The following is a 19,062-nucleotide window of genomic DNA, read 5'->3' as shown; positions in this document are numbered from 1 at the left end:
CAGATACCAAGATTTTCAGAAAATTTTTAATTTTTCTTAGCAGGTGGCCAACGTACCTGTGGCGAGTAAGGCCGTGGCCAGCCACATAAGCAACTGAGCCGCACCCTGTTGGCGCAGCTGCCGGAGGGCCAACTGAAGCAGATTCGATACCGTCTGCGGGGCGATGTCCATGACCTGCGCGATGTGGTCCCGGTCGAGTTCCTGAAAGTATTTCAGGTAGATGACTTCTTTCTGGCGGCGGGGCAGCGTGTCGAGCAACTGCTGCATGCGCTGGGTACGTTGGAACGTGGTTTCGTGCTGAATGAACTGCTCTTCCACCGAAAACACAAAGGCGAACGCCTCCTGCTCATCGCCCAGCTCAAGGTTGGGGCGGCCGCTGGGTACGTTCCGGTGCATGGCCCGGCGCAGCGACGCCATCAGATAGGGCTTGATGGCCACGTCTTTCCGAAGAAATGTGCGGCGCTCCCACAGGTGCAGAAACAGGTCCTGAATGGCGTCTTTGATGAACTCGCGGTCTTTGGAAAAACGGGTGCCGTACCGGAACAGCGACCGGTAGTGGGTCGTCATCAGGGTATTGAGGGCCGTTTCGTCACCCGCCATGAACCCCGCCCATAGCCGCTGCTCAACCGACAGTTCGGGCATGGCGCCCGGCGTATCGGGCTGGGGCGATCGGTTTATGACGAAGATCGGCATAGGCTGGTTAGGCTGGGTATTTTTACAAAACTATACATTACCAAGATATTTTAGCACCGATTTACCCATGCCGCCGCATCAGACCGTCATAAACCAGCCAAGCCGCGTTCAGGCGGTGCTGACGCGGCTTGGCACCCAGGCAGGCGTTAGCTTATTTGCCCGAGGTGGGAGCGGCGCTCAGGGGCGCCGAATTGCTGATGAAGGCGAGTTTTTTGCTGTCGGGCGACCACGACGGGGTGTTGATGGTGCCCTGACCGCCGTAGATGTAGGCCAGTACCCTGGGGGTAGTTTTGGCGGGTTGGCCGTTCTCGATGGGAATGTGCCGCAGGTAGACCTGCTTGTAGAAGGGGTGATCGTCGGGCGAAATATCCTTCAGGAACGACAGGATCACCATCTGTTTGCCATCGGGTGAGATGTGCGGAAACCAGTTGTTGAACTCGTCGTTGGTGATCTGGATCTGGTTGCTGCCGTCGGCATCCATGCGCCAGATCTGCATCAGGCCACTACGGGTCGAGTTGAAATAAATGTACTTGCCGTCGGGCGAGTACTCGGGGCCGTCGTCGAGGGCTTTGGCGGTAGTGAGCTGCGTTTCGGGACCACCCGTGCTGCTTACTTTATAAATGTCGAACTCGCCGTCGCGCTGCGCCGTGTAGACCAGCCATTTCCCATCGGGCGACCAGCCGTGCAGGTAGGAGTGCCCAACGGGCGTGATCTGTTTGGGTTTGCCGCCCCCAACCGACACCGTATACACGATCGACTTGTTACCGTGGTCTTTGCTACTGCTGCTGAGGCCGAGCATCTTGCCATCGAACGACAGCACGTGGTCGTTGTTGTTGTTGGTGACGTAGTCGGTGTTGAGCAGCGCGGGCGTTTTCTTCTTCAGGTCGAAGCGATAAATCTTGCCGTTGCTGTTGTAGATAAAGGCTTTGTTGTCGGGTGTCCAGTTGGGGGCCTGCAACGACTCGGGCGAGTAGTAGAGGATGTTGCGGCGGGTAGTGGCCAGGTCGAGTACTTCAATGTTGCTGCCGATGTATTCGCGGTAGGGGACGAAGTTTTCGCGCGCCGGTATGCTGATGCGCACGTCGCTGAAGACGCCCTGTTCCACCACGTCTTTATTGTGCGAGCCGATGAACAGCCCCACGTACACGTCGTCGCCCAGATCGAGGTCGGTGACCTGCTCGGTGATGAACGGCTCCCCAAATTTGGCTACCGACATGGTGTAGGTGTTGCCCCGCCGCGCCAGTTGGATCACGTCGGCACCGGTCATTTTGGCCTTCACCTCTTCGGTCAGGGCTCCGGTCTTGCGGCGAAACTGGAGTGAGGTGAGGCCGTCGCCGTGCTCGGCAGCGTTGATGTGGGCCGAATTGCTGTCGAGGCTGCTGCGCACCATCCAGCCGACTTTGCGGTGCGGATCGACGCCCTTGCCGATCAGGCTGGCGCGGGTGGTCAGGATGAAATCGCCCTTCATGCGTTTCCACAGGAAGTGAAATTCGTCGTGGTCGAACCAGATGTTGTAACCGGCACCGGTGAGCATGTATTCGTCTTTCTTGGCGTCGTAGCGGGCCGACCCGGCCTTTTTGACCTTACCGACATCAGTATGGCCGTCGAAGAGGCCGAGGGGTTGGGCGTGGGTGGCCGAGGCCGTCAGCAGGCACAGCAGCACGATGGCCACGCGGGGGTAGGCGAGTGAGTTCATGGACTGGGTACGTTGGCGTTTAGGATTTAATCAGCTTTAAGGTAGAAGCCTTCGTTGCCGAGAATATACGTATGAGGTAAAGGCCCGGCTCGTGGGAACCGAGCGGAAATGAGTAGCGCAAGGTCGCGGTGCGGGGCGTCACGGCGCGTTCGGTCAGTTGGCGGCCCCGCGTGTCGAACACCACGAACCGGAGGGCCTGCCCTTCGGCCCCCTCAATGTCCAGATCGACCTGACTGCCATCGATGGGGTTGCCCATCGCCGTGACGTGGTAACCGGGGTCAGGGTCAACGCCCGTGATGAGGGGCGTAATGGCTTTGCGCCAGTCAGGCAGTTCGTCGCGGGTGATAACGTCGGCATCGGTGAAGAGCGCACGCAGTTGCTCGACGGGCTGCTTTTTGATGTAGTCGGTACCCGTCCAGACGGCGAACCACGACCACCAGGTTGCCAGCCCGCGGATGGCATCGAGGGTAGGCGGATTACCTGATTCGGAAAGGGTGACGAGCTTTTTGCCGTCAAACTGCGCCAGCGCGTTATCCCAGTTGGTGCTGAGGGTGGCGTTGGGGGTGCTGTAAATATCGAGCCCTACCACATCGACATACGCATCGCCGGGGTACCAGTCGGGGTTGACCGTGTCGGTGGCGGTGTAGACCCAGATGAGGTTATGCAGGTTGTGGTAATTGGTGAGCCGGTCGTAGAGGAGTTGCCAGAGCTGCCGAAACGGGGCCGGGCCTTTGGCGCCCCACCAGAACCAGCCGCCGGGGGCTTCGTGCAACGGCCGCCAGAGCACAGGTACGTCGGCCGTCTGGAATTTTTTGAGCTCGGTCGCGATGGCGTCGATGTCGCGCAGCAGCAGTTGATACCGCTGACTGGTTTTATCGGCCAGCGCAACGTTCAGGTCGAAGGTAGTGGCATCGGTGTAAAAACCGCGCCACCAGAGTTTATCAGGTGCCTGGTTAATAAGGTCGGTGGGGGCGTTCCAGTGCCACATCAGGCTGACGATACCGCGCCCGTTGCCTTTTTTTGCCCAGTCGATGCACGCCTCGCTGCTGCGCAGGGGTTTGGCCCCGTTCTGCACGCGGGTAGGGGAGTAGTCGATGAGGTCAAACGCGCCAATGGCGGGTTCTTTGCCCGTTTTGTCGAGTACATACTCTACGTCGTCCTGTTGCCCGGCAATCACTTTCTGGCCATACTGATCGACCAGAAAGGCATACAGACCCAGCGTGGAGGGGGTCGCGGCGGCGTCGCTCAGCTGGGACGTGGGTTTGGTGGGGCGTTTCACCGTTGCAGGCGTCAGCAACACGTAGTCGATGTCGAAATAACCCCAGCCCCGAAAGATGGTGATGATGGTGTTGCCGCCTGTGAGCAGGAATTTTCCGCCACTAAACGGCCTGAAGCCAGCGGTCTGTTTGAGCGTGCCGCTAGCCGGGCTGCCGTTAACCTGAAAATCGATGCCTTTGTCGCCCGACGCCGAGCGGTAACCGATGGTCAGTTCGTAGAGGCCCGCCGGTACGGTGGCGCTCAGGCTGAGCTGATCGGTGGCGTTGTCGAAACCCGTGACGTACCCCTTGCCGGAAAACCCCGTCGCAACGGTGGCTATTTCCACGCCCGCCAACGTACCTGACTCGGCTTCGATGCGGATGGGATCGGCCCCTAAGGTTCGCGTTGCGATTGCTAACTGGCTGACTACTAAGAGTATGGCAAAGAGATGGCGATAGTTGAAAAGCGTAGAGTCATTCATGGGCAGCGCTGAAAAGGCAAACGATTGGGCAGAAAAAAACCACCACAGGTAGCGAAAGGCTACCCATGATGGTTTAGGTACTCAGGCGCACTATTTCACAAGTAAAATGTCGTCGAAGTAGAACGTTTCGTCCTGCTTGTCGGGGCCTTTGATGCGGAAACCGACCTGTTTCAGCGTTGAGCCCGCCGACCAGAAATCGATGTCTGAAATCTTGAATTTGAAGTACGTCCACGTCCCGGCTTTCACGTCGATCCGGTTTTTCTCGTCGAATCCACCGAAACCGGCTTTGGCCGCGTCGGTGGTGAGGTAGAGCGAGTAGTCGGCCGAGGCGCCTTTGATCCAGCCCGTCACGTAGGTGTAGGTGGGGTCATACGCCATGCCCGCCCAGTTGGCGAAGCCGATCAGGTGCCAGTTGCCTTTCTGGAAGGTCTTGGCGGCCGATGCCTTGCCGTCTTTCGCTTCTTTGGTCGAAACAGCGCCGGCATCGCCCCACGAGTTGTCAACGAACGTGCCGTAGGCGTCGGTAAAGACCGGCATGGCTTTGTCGATGTTCACGAATTCCTGCTTGGTCCGAATCCGGCCGGTGCTGTTGGTGATGGCCAGCGTAGCCCGGTTCAGGGTGGTGGCAGGCATCTGCACAACCAGCTGCTTCTTCGATTTCGACACGATGGTGGCGTTATCCGAAATGCCCTTCAGCGAGTCGGCTACGGCGACGGTCGTCACATCGTCGAAGTTGTTACCGTTGATGGTGATGACCGTGCCTTTCGTGAAGTTGTAATCCGATACGTCGCTGACGGTCGGGTAGGCGAGCACCTTGAACGGCACCTTCAGCGACTGTCCGGCGCTGTTCGTGAAGATGATGTTCTGTACCCCACCTGCGGCTTCGGCCGGTACGCGGAAGATGAGCGCTCCGTCGGTGTTGAGGGTGCTCTGGAAGCCCGCCGGTACGTTCTGTTTCTCGAACATAATGGTGCGGATGTCGCCCAGCCCTGTCCCCGTAAGGGTAACGGCTACTCCGCCCGCCGCCGAGTCGGGGAAGATTTTGGTGGCAACGGGATTACCGGGGGCAATCTGCGGGCTGCCGTCGGTGTCTTTCTGACAAGCCGTCAGGGCCAGTCCGGCGAGCAGGGCTACGCCTGCGAAGTACGTTGATTTATAGAGAGTCATGACTATGCGTTGGTTTGGACCTCACCCCCGGCCCCTCTCCTGATTTTCAGGAGAGGGGAGTTTCCCAAACTGGCTACTAACAGATCGGGTAAACTCGGCTCAAGGTTGACGTTTATGTCCCCCTCTCCTCGTTTTAAGGAGAGGGGCCAGGGGTGAGGTATGATCACTTGTAGTACGGAACGGCGGGTTTGCCTAGTTCGGGGTCCTGAACGATTTCGCCAGCTGGAATGGGCAGGTACATCTTATCCTCCGAGAAGTTGGTCAGGAAGGAACCGTACGCTTTCGAGCCACGGTCCTGCTTCTCGATGATTGCCTTCGCTTTGGCGTAGCCCTGCCGCTGAATGTCGTACCAGTAGTCGCCTTCGAAGGCAAACTCAACCCGGCGCTCGTGCAGAATGTCGTCGTTGGTGATCACCGTTTTGGGGTTCAGCCCGGCCCGTTTCCGCACCTGGTTCAGCGCGTCGAGGGCTTTGGCGTCGGCGGTCGAGGCCTGACCCGCCAGCACGGCTTCCGCATAGATCAACAGCACGTCGGCGTAGCGCAGCAGCACCACGTTGTTGCCTGAGCCCTGGCCCAGTACGGGTTCGCCACCGTAGGTTTTACCGGGTCCGGCAAAGTACTTCACGATGTTGGCGCGGGTGGGCGAGAGGCTGCCACCGTCGTTGGTTGGTTGCAGGGTATCGTATTTGAACCCATTGGCCATGAACGCGTTATAGGCCGGGGCGTTGGCGCGCTGGGGTTTCCAGTTCGGGTTGGTCCAGCCGTGTTCCATCACCGACCATTTGCGGCGTAGGTCACCAAACTCATACTCCTTCAGCATGTCCATCGACGGAACGTACATTTCCCAGGCATCGGCCTCCGACGTGCGCAGCGCACCCGCGCCTCGATCGGGGTTTTTGATGTTGGCCGTACCCCAGGGATCCTGCGCAAACTGGTGCTGAATCGAGAAGAGCGACTCGGCGTTGTTGTTCATGCTCGCTTTAGTGAACATACCCGTGTAGTCGCTTACCAGCATGTACTTGCCTGAACTGATTACCTCTTCAGCTTTGGTTTTGGCGTTGGCGTAGTCTTTCTGATACAGGTAGAGCTTGGCCATCATGCCTTTCGCCGAATACTTCGTGACCCGGCCAGGTACGTCCGACTCGGGCAGGCCTTTCTCGGCCGCCTGCAACTCTTCGAGCGCAAACCGCAGCACATCTTTCTGGATGTAGCGCGGAATGTTGAAGTCGCCCGAGAGCGCCGTGGCACCCGGATCGGTGATGATCGGCGCGGCACCCCAGGTACGTGCGATGAAGAAATACAGCATACCCCGGATGAAATGACACTCGGCAATGGCCGGGTCGAGGTAGGCGGCGCCACCGCCAGCGGCTTTCTTCTCTTCAAACGTTTTGAGCATCACGTTGGCGTAACCGATGATCTTATAGAAGGCACCCCACGACGCCCCTACGCGCTCCGATGCCGCCGATACCGTGAAATTCAGGTATTCGGTGTCGGTGTAGGTGAACATGTTGCCTCCCATGACGTCGCCGATGGCATCCTGCGCGCGGCTTTCGTAGTTGCGCCAGGGTAGCCCGCTGTAGAGTGTGCTGGTGGCCGCCCGTACTTCGTCGGCGTTGTTGTAGTAGTTGCCCGTCGTCGTGCCCGACAGCGAAGGCCGCTCAATGAAATCTTCCTTGCAGCTGGTCAGGAACAAAGCCGGAGCCAGCATGGCAGCATATATGAGTTTGCGTTTCATGATATCAATGTTATTGGTGGTCATTCCGCTGCGCTGTCATTGGTAGTCATTCGTTGTACTGCCTTGGGCGGAAAACCAGGAATGACGCCGAAGGCTAATGACTATAAATGACGCGCAGCTAATGACGTTTCAGTTAGAATTGCAGATTCGCGCCGATGGTGAACGTGCGGGGGTTCGGGTAGTGACCGGCGTCGACGTTCATCAGCTTGATGCTGTTGTTGAACGAGCCGATTTCGGGATCGTAACCCGAGTAGTTCGTGAACGTCTTCAGGTTCTGGATCGAGCCGTAGATACGCAGGTTCGACACGTGCGCCTTGCTCAGCAGCGCCTTAGGCAGGCGGTAGCCCAGCGTGATGTTCTGAATCCGGGCATACGAAGCATCCTCCACGTACCGGTCCGACATGGCCGTGTTGTTTTTGTTGGTGCTCGTGAAGCGGGGCAGCGATCCGTTCGGGTTTTCGGCCGTGTAGCGGTCGTTGACCGTCGTCATCTGGTTGGTGTAGGCGTTGTTCAGGCCTTCCAGCTGCCAGCGCAGGAAGTTGAAGGCCTTGGCACCCTGGCTCCCTTGCAGGAACAGCGAGAAATCGAAGTCGCCGTAGTTGACCGTGTTGGTCAGGCCCCAGGTGAACTTGGGCAGCGGGCTACCGATGAAGGTGTAGTCGCTGGCGTCGATTTTACCATCGTTGTTCACGTCTTTGAAGCGGATGTCGCCCAGCCACGTTTCCGCCTGATTCACCTTGTAGCCAAACTGCGGCAGCGATTTGTCGAGTTCTTCCTGCGTGCGGAACAGCCCGTCGGTTTGCAACCCCCAGAACGAACCCACCGGACGGCCGGGCGTGGTGTGCGTGATGAGGTAGTTGTTATAATACACCTTGCCATCGAGGGCCGACGCTGCCGAGGCCGCGCGGTCGTAGCTGTTGGTGAACTGCGTCAGCACGCCGCTCGTCTTCCAGCTAAAGTTGCCTTTCTTGATGTTGGTCGTGGTGATGCTCAGGTCGATACCCGTGTTGGTCATCTGACCAGCGTTGCCCAGCGGTGCTTTCAGGTCGTCCCACTGATCGCCTACCCCAATGAGGTTCGGGCCGGTCAGGAAGATGATCATGTCCGACGTGACTTTCTTGTAGACGTCGATCGTAGCGTCGATGCGGCCGTTCAGGAAGCCCACGTCAAGACCAACGTTGGCCGTTTTCACCGACTCCCATTTCAGATTCGGGTTGGGAATGCCGTTGATCATATTCGACGAACCGAAACCAACCGGCCCCGAGAAGAACTGCACTGCCCCCACGTAGGCCGGGTTGGGCGCGCCGCCGGGGAAGTTCTGGTTACCCACGAGCCCATAGCCCGCACGGAATTTCGCGTAGTTGACCACGTTGGCGATCGAGCCTTTCATGAATTTCTCGTTCGAGATGGTCCAGCCCAGCGATACACCGGGGAAGTAGCCCCAGCGATTGTTGGGGCCGAAGTTCGACGAACCATCGGCGCGGAAGCTGGCCGACACCGAATACTTATCGTCGAAGGTGTAGTTGGCGCGGGCAAACCACGATTCCATCGCCCATTGGCCTTTGCCACCGCTCAGGCCCCAGGTCGTCTGGTCGGCGTTGCCGGTGTTGAGGTCAAAAATGTTCGCCTGCAGATCCACTTTCGAGCCCGAAATACCCTGGTAGTACGAGTTCTGCGCCTGGTGGCCGACCGTGGCCTGGAAGCCGTGTTTACCCAGGTACTTATTGTACGTCAGGTAGTTGGTCAGCGACCAGTAGTAGCTGTCGGAGCGCGAGTCGATCAGTTTGCTGCGGAACGACGTGCTGCCCACGTTACCGGCTTTCTGGAAAGCGACGTTGTTGTCCTGCCCCAGCGAGTAGGATACCTCGTTGCGCAATGACAGCTCTTTGGTGAAGAACAGCTCGGCATACAGGCTACCGAAGATGTTGTTGGTCGTTTTGGTGTTGCCCCGGAACTGGCTGTTACCCACCAGGTTGGAACCATAATACTGCACACCCCCCACGGTCTGACCGCCACCCCAGGTGCCGTCGATGTTTTTCACCGGCGTGAGCGGGCTGGTAGTAGCTCCCCACCAGATAGTGCCTTCGGCGGCGTCGGCCAGCGATACATTCTGGATGCTGCGCGACACGTTGGCGCTGATGCCCACCTTTGCCCAGCTTTTTAGCTGGCTATCGATGCTGAAGCGCGACGCATACCGTTTGAAATCCGACCCCAGAATGATCCCCTGGTTATCGAAGTAGTTGAGCGACAGGTAATAGGTCGTTTTGTCGCGGCCACCCGAGAAGCTCAGCTGGTGGTTGTTGATCTTGCCGCGCTGAAACATGGCCTCCTGCCAGTCGGTGCCGTCGCCCAGCAGATCGGGGTTTTTGAACTCGTCGGCAACGGGAAGCCCGATGGCGGGCAGCACCTGATTCTGATACCGGGCAAAATCGCGCAGTTTCAACAGGTCGAGGCGGCGGGCTACTTCCGACACCCCGGTATACATTTCGTAGTTGATCTTGCCTTCGCCTACTTTGCCTTTCTTGGTCGTGATCAGGATCACGCCGTTGGCGGCCTGCGACCCGTAGATGGCCTGCGCGGAGGCGTCTTTCAGCACGTCGATGCTCTCGATGTCGTTCGGGTTAAGCATGGCCATCACCGAGTTGCCGGTTTGGCCGTCACTGCCACCCAGCCCGGCGTAACCTGAGCTCGACGAGGTGTTGCCACCCACAAACGGTACGCCGTCGATCACGAACAGCGGGTCGTTGCTGTTGATCGAGGTCACGCCCCGCACCTTCACCGACACCCCACCACCGGGCTGACCCCCGTTGCTGGTGACGGTTACCCCGGCCGCTTTACCCTGCAACAACTGGTCGATACCCGCCGCCGGAATGTCTTTCAGTTCGGCGGCTTTCACCGTCGTGATCGACGAGGTCACGTCCGACCGTTTGGCCGTACCGTAGCCGATGACCACCACTTCATCGAGCGCCTGCCCACCGGCCTGCAACGTGATGTTCAGGGTGGTGCGGGTGCCCACCTCTACTTCCTGCGAAGTCATACCGATGAACGAAATCACCAGCGTTTTGGCCCCTTCGGGCATATTGATCGAGAAATTCCCGTTGACGTCGGTGGTGGTCCCCAACTGGGTGCCTTTCACCGATACCGTAGCGCCCGGCAGGCCGTTGCCTTTATCGTCGGAAACCGTCCCCTTGATGAGTGCTTTCGCGTCGGCGGGTGCGGTGATGTGCGCCACCCTCCCTCGACTGGGTACGTTGACCGACTTTGCTGTTGGCCGGTCTTCCGCGCTGGTTGTCAACCAACCGCTGAGCAGGACGGCTACTGGAAGCAAACGTTTAATCATTGTGGTAGAGTTTGATTGTTATAGTAAGAAAATAGAGGTAGTAGAGATTTGGCGTTCGGCCGGGTTGGCCACTCGCCAGCTGGTTGCGGGTTATACCTCCTGGGTAAGCAATTGACTGAGTCGGGACATCGGCAGCGAAATCATGACCGACGTCCCCCGTTGGGGTTCGCTCTGCCACATCACCTGGCCACCGAGGTAATCGATGCGCGACCGGATGTTGGCAATGCCGTTGCCCCTTGATGCCGTTTCGGCAAAATCACCACCCCGCCCGTCGTCGTCGACGCTGATGAGCAGGGTTTCGTCGCTGGCCATGAGTTGAATGGTAATGGCCTCGGCCTGCGCGTGTTTAAGCGCGTTGTTGAGCAGTTCCTGGATCACCCGGTAGATCATCACCGAGGCTTCGTCGCCCAGGGGAGGCAGGTCGCCGTAATGCTCGAGCGACAGCCGGGGCCCTTCGACCAGGTTGAGCTTCTGGACCAGGTCTTCGAGGGCCGGTACCAGCCCAAAGGTGGACAGGGCGTAGGGGCGCAGGTCGTTGGAAATCAGGCGGGTTTCGGTGCAGGCTTCGTCCAGAAACTGGTTTAAGGGTTCTTTGATGGCGTGCGGGAGCTGCTCCTCGTGGGCCTCCACAAACAGCTTGATGCGCGACAACTGAATACCCAGGCCGTCGTGCAGGTCGCGGGCGATGCGGCTGCGTTCGCTTTCCTGCCCTTCGATCATCGCCCGTAGTGACTTCAGCTCCAGCTGCCGGATCTGCTGCTGCGCAATCACCGATTGCTGATGGGCAATCAGCTTCTGCTGCCGCCGCATGAACACCAGCGCCACCACGCCCAGAATGCTCACGAGCAAGGCGGCGATCAGCGTGTAGTTGACCATCTGCTGGTGCTGACTCTGCTCTTCGGCGAGGCGTTTTTCGACGGCCAGCGATTTGATCTGGCTGTTCAGCTCCTGCAACCGGATGCTCTTTGTCTGCTCCGAATAGTAGAACTGATTGGTGAATTCCAGCGCCCGCTGCTCGAAGCGATAGGCGTTCTTGTAGTCGTTGAGGTAGGCGTAACTCTCGGCCGTGTGGCGGGAAAGCTGCCGCAGGGTAGTCAGGTTTTTCTCGACTTCGGCAATGGCGTAGCTCTTCTGGTAATAGTCGATGGCTTTGCGGTGCTGATTCCGAAACTGCTCCACAATGCCCAGGTAAAAGTAGTTGAGCGCCACCAGCCAGTTGACCTTAATCGCTTTCGCACGCACCAGACTGAGCCCGGCGTAGTGATAGGCCGAGTCGGGCCGCTTGAGCCGCAGGTACGTATCGGCCAGCAGATTCTGGGCGTACGTTTGGAAATAAACCTGTCGGTACTGCTCGCTCATGTGTTCGATGGCCTTGAGTTCGGTAATCAGCGAAACCGGCGTCGGCTCTTTTTTGGCAACCATGTTGGCAATCCCCAGCCGGCACTCGATGATTTTGGGTCTGTTGTTGGTGCGCTGAAAAAACACCAGCGCTTTCGTTAAATGATCTTCGGCATACGATTGCATGAAATAGTCCTGCGTGTAGTAGTTGCCAACGGTCATGTGGACGTTGTAACTACCCAGCGAATCGCCCTGACGGGTGTAGAGCGAAATGGCATTCAGGTAGGCGTCGATGGTGTATTTGTTGTAGCCATAGACCTGATGGTAGAGGTCGGCCAGCTTCTCGTAGGCCCGCGCCGCCTGCGTGTACTGCTCGGTACTCAACAGCTGGTCAAGTGCTGCTTTCTCGCGCTCGATGGCCGACGTATCGGTCTGAGCGTAGCCCGACCGCCCCAGAAAGCCGACAACGAGAACGAAAAGAACAGCCTTGCCCCAGTTCATGCGCTCAGATGCATTGCAGTTCCATGGCCGTCTTCACCAGCAACGCCGTATTGGGCACGCCAAACTTCAGCAGCAGACTACTGCGGTGAAATTCGACGGCTTTCACGCCCACAAACAGCTGCGTGGCCATTTGTTGGGTAGTTAGCCCCTGCGCAATCAGTATCAGTACTTCCGATTCGCGCGGAGTCAGGTTGGGGCGCATGCCGGTTTCGGCCGTTTGCCGCCGGGCCTTGGGTACGTCCGTCAGCAAGATATTGGTGATGGCTTCGTTAAAATATTGTTTTCCCTGATGCACCATCCGGATCGCCTGCAACAGCTCGGTTTTCGACGTATTTTTCAGTAGGTATCCTTTAGCCCCCTTCTTCACCATCCGCTTGATGAGGCTGGCGTCGTCGTGCATGGTCAGGGCAATCACTTTGGTCTGTGGGTACACTTTGGTGAGGTGATCGCAGAGGCCAAGGCCATCGTTGACGTGGGGAAACGAAATGTCGAGCAGAATGACATCGGCGACGTGTTGAGCCATCGACTCAAGCACCGACGATACGTCGTAGCATCGCTGGGTCACTTCAATTTCAGACGAGCCGGAAATCAATGACTCAATCCCTTCCACGAAGACATTGTGGTCATCGGCAATTAACACACGTATCATGCTGGTCGGTTAAAAAAAGAGGATCGTTACGCAATAGCCCGGTTTGGCTGCCTGCTGTATCGTATGTTACCTAAGACGACTTTCGCGCCGAATTGAAGTAGAACTTTATATAGCAAAATTAGGACTTATCAGTAGCGAAATAGAATAGTGAAAACCCATAGATTTAAAACATTAGGGTTTACCCTATAACGAAAGAGCGGGCCGAAACTGACCAGCAAATAAGATTTTAGTAAAGGTACGATAGGCTTATTTCCAGATCGGCATTAATGGGCCCTGGAGCCCAAAAAGAGGGTCGGAGTCCGGAATCGGCAACCGGGCAATGGCTTGGTCGGCGGCGGGCCGCTCGCCCGCCCGGCCGCGGAGCAAATCCCAGTCGCGCCCATCGGGGTAGCCGCCCACCACGCCAAAGTCGCCGCTCTGCCGTCGGTTGCAATGCCCCACGCCCGCCGGGAGAACCAGCACGTCGCCTGCCTGCACGTCGATGAGCGGGCCGCTCTCGCCACCCAACTGAAGCGTGGCCGAGCCGGCATAGATACCCAGCACTTCGTGGGTGGTGCTGTGGTAATGGGGATAGGTAAGAATACCGTTACGCCAGTTGTTGGTCCAGTTGTTGACGATAAACGTCTGCTCGAGCCAGTCGGCCGGGTTGGGCGTGGGGGGTACCACCCCGCGATAGAGCAGCACGGGCAACCGACTGTTGGGAAACGCCCCGGTATCGGGCAGAACAAACTGAGCTGGAGTAGGAGGGGGCGCCATACCACCAAAACAGCCCAACAGCCCGCCTTCTACTGATGCTGGCACGTACCTGGTGGTTCGCCAACGCTCAGTTGAGCGGGCGGGGCATCGGCTCGCTCAGGGCCAGCCGGATCAGGTCGGCGGTGTTTTTGACCCCGGCTTTCCGGATGATGCTGGCCCGTTGGTTGGCGACGGTGTTGGCGCTGCTGCCAAACTGGGCCGCAATTTCGGCGCTGCTCATGCCCTCGATGAGGCAGGTCAGCACCTGCGCTTCCCGCGAGGTAATCTTGTTCCAGATCGACACGGCCGACGGCTGGTGCTGGCCGTCTGGGCCACCCGGTGCGGGCGCAGCGCCCAGCACCAGCTCCCGGATGATGATCGTGGACGCGCTGGGGGGATAATAGAGCTCGCCACCCATGACCGCGTGGATGGCCTGTAGGATCTCTTCCTGGCTGGTGTCTTTCTGCAAATAGCCGGCTGCCCCGTGTTGTACGGCTTTCAGGATATAGTCGGGGTTGCTGTGCATGCTAAAAATCAGCGTGTGCAGGGAAGAGGGCTGTTGGCCCAGGCTCTTAAGCACCTCGATGCCCGACATGCGGGGCATGGTGATGTCGAGCAGCAGCACATCGGGTTGCAGACTGTTGACCAGATCGATGGCTTCGTCGCCGTCGGAAGCCTCCCCCACAATCTGAATATCGGATTCGTCTTCGAGCAGCAGGCGAATCCCTTTTCTGACCACGGCATGATCGTCGGCAATGAGAAGTCGGATGGCCATTGGGCGTAGCAGTAGATCGGCTAAGTTGATGAATACGGCTAAAGATAAAGACAGACCTTGATTTCGGTGCCCTGTTTTGGTTTCGAGCGGATCGTTAATTGGCCGTTGAGCAGGCGCGTCCGGGTCCGCATGTTGTCGAGTCCGTTGACGCTCACCGGTGGTCTGGCCGCTTTGGTGCTGGTTTTCAGGGAAAACCCTTTGCCAGTATCCTGCACCGAAAGAACAACCTGGCGGGGTGTCTGTTGGAGTTGAATGCGAATCTGTGGCGCGTCGGCGTGCTTGATGGCGTTGTTGAGGGCTTCTTGGGCAATCCGGTACAGACCAATTTCGACGGCCGGGGGCAGGCGCTGCCCATCGCGCGGGCCTTCATACACCAGCTGGCTGCTCACCGACCGGCTCGTTTGCTCGACCAGCAGGTGCAGGCTGGCCCCCAGCCCGAAATCGCTCAGGGTGGAGGGCATCAGGTTGTACGACACCTGCCGGGTTGTCTGGATAATGTCGTAGATCAGCTCGCAGAGGTCGGCGAAGCGGCTGCGCTGTTTGTCGTCCAGCACGGCGGTCGATTTCAGCTTTTCGGCGTGGAGTTTCAGGCCGGTGAGCATCTGCCCAATGCCGTCGTGCAGCTCGCGGGCAAAGCGCCGTCGTTCGTCTTCCTGGCCTTCCAGCAGCGCCGCCGACCGGATGGTTTCTTCGGCCAGTTGTAGCTGGTATTTCTCTTCGGTGATCTGTAACAGCTCTTTTTGGGTAGCGACCAACTGGTGGTTGGCCCGGAGCAACTCCTGATTGGCCTGTTCCAGCTCCCCGTTGGCCGCCTGAAGCGACCGTTCAGAACGATCCAGCCGCCGTACCACGTGCTGGGCATAGCGCACGACGGGTCTGAACACAAGAAAACCTTCGAGCAGCAGCGTCAGCAGGGTCGCGGTGGTAAGCAGCCACTCGATGCGCTCAAGACTACGGACTCGCGTAAAGCTTTCGGTATCGAACTGAAAGACAATCTCGTTCATCAGTTGCAGGAACGACAGTTCGTGTTGCAGAACGAGGGCCAGTGCCTGCTGCCGCTGGCCGGGTGTAGCGCCCGGCTGGCGAACGACCGCGAAGCCCCGATTGATCGCCTGAAACTCGGGTTCGATGCGGGTAAACATGCTGTCGAGCGTTGGGCTTTTCCGGACGGTGTACGTCTTCTCCATGCGAAGCGTCCCGTTGCGCAACTGAATGTGCGACTGGCTCCAGGTACGTAGGAGCGAATCGAAGGAGACCGTATCGGCGGCCGACAGATTCACTGTTCGCAGCAGTGCCAGCTTAGTCAGCCGCTGACTCAGCATCCGTTGCCGCCCGGCCACGTTGACCACCCGGCTGTCGTCGTAATGGGTGCTGATGGTGTGCCGGATAAACACCAGCCCGCTGATCGCCAAAAGCGCCAGGATGGCCAGCGCCAGCATGTAGAAGCGGGTCAGTCGGTTGGCTACCTGTTGATCAAGTTGACTCATGGGAGAAAGGGGCCGGGCCACCCGCCCGACCCCGGGGTTACAGCCTGCGGTTAATCGACGGATAATCCGACGTACACCATACCGCCTTCTACCCGAACCGGGTACGTGCTGATCTGGTAGGCGTCATCGTTGAGGCATTGGCCCGTTTGCAGCGAAAAGGTGCGCTTATGAAACGGACAGGCCACTTTGGGCTCGCCGCCCTGGCTCCCGATCATCCCCCGCCCGAGGGCCATCTGCTGCCGGTGGGGACATTCGTTATCGGTGGCGTACCATTCGCCCCGGCGGGTGAAGTTAAAAATGGCGATCTGTTTGCCCGCGATCAGGGCGCAGGCGCCGCCATCGGCGGGGACGGCATCCGTCGGGCAGGCGGCATGCCAGGTAAGTTGTTGGGTATCTACAGTAAGTGCTTCCATGGTTGGCAGTTGCTGGTTAACGGTTAAGGTTGAGGATTGGTGTTTAGCGTTGATTGACGCCCGAGAAAGACGCGTCAGCCAACTTCACTAAACACGAAACTGCTCTCAGGCCCACTCTTTGGCGCGGATCTGGTCGCGCATGGGTTCGAACTGCACCGTCGGGTCTTTCTGCTCAGGTACGTTCACGAAGTGGGCAAACCGGCGGCGAAGCTCCGGGCTGTCGACCACCGCTTTCCATTCGCAGGCGTAGGTGTCGACCAACAACTGCATCTCGCGTTCGAGTTCCGCGGCAATGCCTAGCACATCGTCGACGACTACCGCCCGCAGGTACGTCATGCCGCCGTCGAGTTTGTTGAGCCAGGTGGCCGTGCGGGTGAGCGGGTCGGCAGTCTTGACATAGAACATCAGGAACCGGTCCAGCAGCCGGATGCACGTCTCCTTGTCGACGTCGGCCGCCAGCAACTGGGCGTGCTGGGGCTTGGCCCCGCCGTTGCCACACACATAGACGTTCCAGCCCTTCTCGGTCGCGATGATGCCGAAGTCTTTGCTCTGTGCTTCGGCACATTCGCGCGTGCAGCCCGACACGCCCGACTTGAGCTTGTGCGGCGAGCGCAGACCTTTGTACCGGTTTTCCAGTTCAACGGCAAACGTCACCGAGTCCTGCACGCCGAAGCGGCACCAGGTCGTGCCCACGCAGCTTTTTACCGTCCGCAGCGACTTGCCATAGGCGTGGCCGCTTTCAAACCCGGCAGCTACCAGCTCTTCCCAGATGTTGGGCAGGTCGCCCACGTGTGCGCCAAACAGGTCGATGCGCTGCCCGCCCGTGATCTTGGTATACAGGCCATATTTCTGCGCGACCTGCCCGATCACGATGAGCTTTTGCGGGGTAATCTCGCCGCCCGCAATGCGGGGCACGACCGAGTACGTACCGCCCCGCTGAATGTTGGCCAGGAACCGGTCGTTCGAATCCTGGATAGGCGCGCGGTCTTTTTGCAGGATGTTTTCATTCCAGAGGCTGGCCAGAATTGACGCCACGGCGGGTTTACACACTTCGCAACCATCGCCACGGCCGTGGGTATTCAGTACGTCGGTGTAGATTTTCAGGCCGTTGATCTTCACCAGGTCGAACAGTTCCTGCCGGGTGTAGTCGAAGTGTTCGCACAGGACGTTGCGGACGTAGACGCCTTGCTGACTGAGCACGCCCTGGATGAGGTCTTTTACCATCGGCGTGCAGCCGCCGCAGCCGGTGCAGGCTTTGGTCGCTTTCTTCAGCGCCTCAACCGTGGTGTGGCCATTCTCACCGATTTCGTGGCATAACCGGGCTTTGGTAAGGGCTTCGCACGAACAGATCAGGGCCTCGTCGGGCAGGCTCATGATACCGGCCCCGGCTTCCTCACCGCCGCGCGTACCCAGAATGAGGTCTTCGGGGTCGGGTGGCAGGATAGTCTGGTTCTTACAGGTCTGCAAGAGCATATTGTACTGCTCGGCGTCGCCCACCAGAATGCCGCCCAGCAGGTGCTTGCCATCGGCCGACACGTTGATCCGCTTATAAACGCCCTTCGCCCGGTTGGTGTACACGATCGTCCGGTGCAGGGGCTCGCCCGCAAACGGATCGCCAAAGCTGCCCACGTCGGTGCCGATGAGCTTCAGCTTGGTCGACATATCGAAGGGCTGGAAGGCCCGGCTTTCGCCCAGCAGTTGTGTGGCTACGACCTCGGCCATTTCGTAGCCCGGTGCCACCAGCCCGTAGATCATCTCATGCACCAGCGCGCACTCGCCGATGGCGAAAATGGCCGGGTCTGAGGTGCGCAGGTACGTATCGACCAGGATACCCCCGCGCGGGTGCGTGGCGAGTCCGGCGGTCCGGGCCAGTTCGTCGCGAGGCCGGATGCCCGCCGAAATCACGAGCATGTCCACGTCGAGGTGGGTGCCGTCGGTAAATTGCATCCCCGTGATCGTCTCGTTGCCCGTGATCGCCTGCGTGCTTTTGGCCAGGTGAATCTGTAGGCCCAGTCCTTCGAGTTGGCGTTGTAAAATCTCGGAGCCGGCCTCGTCGATCTGCCGGGGCATCAGGCGCGGGGCAAACTCCACCACGTGGGCTTCGTCGAGCCCCAGGTCGAGCAGCGCTTTGGCCGCTTCGAGGCCCAGCAACCCACCCCCCAGCACGGCCCCGCGCCGCGCCTTGCGGGCATAGGCCTGAATGAGGTCGAGGTCTTCGATGGTGCGGTACACAAACACACCGTCTTTATCGACGCCCGCTACCGGTGGCACAAACGCGCCCGACCCGGTAGCCAGCACCAGATAGTCATAAGGCACTACCAGACCGTGGTGCGACCGAACCTGCTGCCGGTCCCGATCGATGGCGACGACCGGATCGCTCAGGTGCAGCGTAATGCCCTGCTCGGCGTACCAGCCAACCGGGGCCATTGTGAGCTCGTCGGCTGTTTTCTCGCCGAGATAGGCACTCAGATGTACGCGATCATAGGCGGGCCGGGGCTCTTCCCCGAAAACGGTCAGACTGAACGCCTGCCCGTTTTTTTCTTTGGCTATAAATTTTTCGCAGAATTTGTAGCCAACCATGCCGTTGCCAACGACGACAATTCGTTTGCTTGTGCTGTGTTGCATAGTTGATAGTGACTATGAGATTATAAACACCCTGTTTTAAAATTGTATTTTACTAAGGAATTGATCAAAATTCCCCTTTCTTGATCACTTCAAATTTATAGGGCTGTTTTTGAAAAACCTACTATTAAATTCTGGTTTACTGTTGATTGAGAACATATTTTTTGGAAAAT

General features: G+C 58.6%; 13 protein-coding genes. All 13 read right to left on the bottom strand.

Annotation, left to right across the window (positions count from 1 at the left end):
• Positions 1-36: 36 nt before the first annotated feature.
• Positions 37-693 carry an RNA polymerase sigma factor gene (locus FAES_RS22235; RefSeq protein ID WP_015333437.1) on the bottom strand — a complete coding sequence of 219 codons (657 nt, stop codon included), beginning with the start codon at positions 691-693 and terminating at the stop codon, positions 37-39.
• Positions 694-844: 151 nt separating this feature from the next.
• On the bottom strand, positions 845-2,389 hold the full coding sequence (locus FAES_RS22230) for a TolB family protein (RefSeq protein ID WP_015333436.1): 1,545 nt from the start codon (positions 2,387-2,389) through the stop codon (positions 845-847).
• 19 nt (positions 2,390-2,408) lie between these two features.
• Positions 2,409-4,127, bottom strand: a complete 1,719-nt coding sequence (locus tag FAES_RS22225) for a glycosyl hydrolase (protein ID WP_015333435.1) — start codon at positions 4,125-4,127, stop codon at positions 2,409-2,411.
• Between the two features lie 90 nt (positions 4,128-4,217).
• Entirely contained in the window at positions 4,218-5,294 is a 1,077-nt protein-coding gene (locus tag FAES_RS22220) for an IPT/TIG domain-containing protein (protein ID WP_015333434.1), read from the bottom strand.
• 163 nt (positions 5,295-5,457) lie between these two features.
• Complete coding sequence (locus FAES_RS22215; RefSeq protein ID WP_041259336.1) at positions 5,458-7,029, bottom strand: RagB/SusD family nutrient uptake outer membrane protein; 1,572 nt, start codon at positions 7,027-7,029, stop codon at positions 5,458-5,460.
• Between the two features lie 133 nt (positions 7,030-7,162).
• Complete coding sequence (locus FAES_RS22210; protein ID WP_015333432.1) at positions 7,163-10,369, bottom strand: SusC/RagA family TonB-linked outer membrane protein; 3,207 nt, start codon at positions 10,367-10,369, stop codon at positions 7,163-7,165.
• 90 nt (positions 10,370-10,459) lie between these two features.
• Positions 10,460-12,208 (bottom strand): ATP-binding protein, encoded by a 1,749-nt coding sequence (locus FAES_RS22205; RefSeq protein WP_015333431.1) that lies wholly within the window; start codon positions 12,206-12,208, stop codon positions 10,460-10,462.
• Positions 12,209-12,212: 4 nt separating this feature from the next.
• On the bottom strand, positions 12,213-12,857 hold the full coding sequence (locus FAES_RS22200) for a response regulator (RefSeq protein ID WP_015333430.1): 645 nt from the start codon (positions 12,855-12,857) through the stop codon (positions 12,213-12,215).
• Positions 12,858-13,103: 246 nt separating this feature from the next.
• A complete protein-coding gene (locus FAES_RS22195; protein WP_198409038.1) occupies positions 13,104-13,658 on the bottom strand; it encodes a cupin domain-containing protein in 555 nt (184 codons plus the stop codon).
• Between the two features lie 22 nt (positions 13,659-13,680).
• Complete coding sequence (locus FAES_RS22190) at positions 13,681-14,367, bottom strand: response regulator transcription factor (RefSeq protein ID WP_015333428.1); 687 nt, start codon at positions 14,365-14,367, stop codon at positions 13,681-13,683.
• A gap of 38 nt (positions 14,368-14,405) precedes the next feature.
• The gene (locus FAES_RS22185; RefSeq protein WP_015333427.1) at positions 14,406-15,854 is read right to left on the bottom strand and encodes an ATP-binding protein; all 1,449 of its coding nucleotides are present in this window, start codon (positions 15,852-15,854) and stop codon (positions 14,406-14,408) included.
• A 50-nt stretch (positions 15,855-15,904) separates the two neighbouring features.
• Positions 15,905-16,267: a nitrite reductase small subunit NirD gene (nirD, locus tag FAES_RS22180; RefSeq protein WP_015333426.1), complete on the bottom strand. Its 363-nt coding sequence runs from the start codon at positions 16,265-16,267 to the stop codon at positions 15,905-15,907.
• Positions 16,268-16,372: 105 nt separating this feature from the next.
• Positions 16,373-18,892: a nitrite reductase large subunit NirB gene (nirB, locus tag FAES_RS22175; RefSeq protein ID WP_015333425.1), complete on the bottom strand. Its 2,520-nt coding sequence runs from the start codon at positions 18,890-18,892 to the stop codon at positions 16,373-16,375.
• Between the last annotated feature and the right edge of the window lie 170 nt (positions 18,893-19,062).

The organism is Fibrella aestuarina BUZ 2 (assembly GCF_000331105.1).
Classification (GTDB): domain Bacteria; phylum Bacteroidota; class Bacteroidia; order Cytophagales; family Spirosomataceae; genus Fibrella; species Fibrella aestuarina.
Note: the sequence above shows the minus strand (reverse complement) of the source record. Positions and strands in the feature narration are given on the sequence as shown.

Excerpts from the sequence above, each read along its gene's own strand:
- FAES_RS22215 (WP_041259336.1), bottom strand. The coding sequence starts at position 7,029 with ATGAAACGCAAACTCATATATGCTGCCATGCTGGCTCCGGCTTTGTTC.
- nirB (WP_015333425.1), bottom strand. The coding sequence starts at position 18,892 with ATGCAACACAGCACAAGCAAACGAATTGTCGTCGTTGGCAACGGCATG.
- FAES_RS22185 (WP_015333427.1), bottom strand. The coding sequence starts at position 15,854 with ATGAGTCAACTTGATCAACAGGTAGCCAACCGACTGACCCGCTTCTAC.
- FAES_RS22235 (WP_015333437.1), bottom strand. The coding sequence starts at position 693 with ATGCCGATCTTCGTCATAAACCGATCGCCCCAGCCCGATACGCCGGGC.
- FAES_RS22230 (WP_015333436.1), bottom strand. The coding sequence starts at position 2,389 with ATGAACTCACTCGCCTACCCCCGCGTGGCCATCGTGCTGCTGTGCCTG.
- nirD (WP_015333426.1), bottom strand. The coding sequence starts at position 16,267 with ATGGAAGCACTTACTGTAGATACCCAACAACTTACCTGGCATGCCGCC.
- FAES_RS22200 (WP_015333430.1), bottom strand. The coding sequence starts at position 12,857 with ATGATACGTGTGTTAATTGCCGATGACCACAATGTCTTCGTGGAAGGG.
- FAES_RS22225 (WP_015333435.1), bottom strand. The coding sequence starts at position 4,127 with ATGAATGACTCTACGCTTTTCAACTATCGCCATCTCTTTGCCATACTC.
- FAES_RS22190 (WP_015333428.1), bottom strand. The coding sequence starts at position 14,367 with ATGGCCATCCGACTTCTCATTGCCGACGATCATGCCGTGGTCAGAAAA.
- FAES_RS22205 (WP_015333431.1), bottom strand. The coding sequence starts at position 12,208 with ATGAACTGGGGCAAGGCTGTTCTTTTCGTTCTCGTTGTCGGCTTTCTG.
- FAES_RS22210 (WP_015333432.1), bottom strand. The coding sequence starts at position 10,369 with ATGATTAAACGTTTGCTTCCAGTAGCCGTCCTGCTCAGCGGTTGGTTG.
- FAES_RS22220 (WP_015333434.1), bottom strand. The coding sequence starts at position 5,294 with ATGACTCTCTATAAATCAACGTACTTCGCAGGCGTAGCCCTGCTCGCC.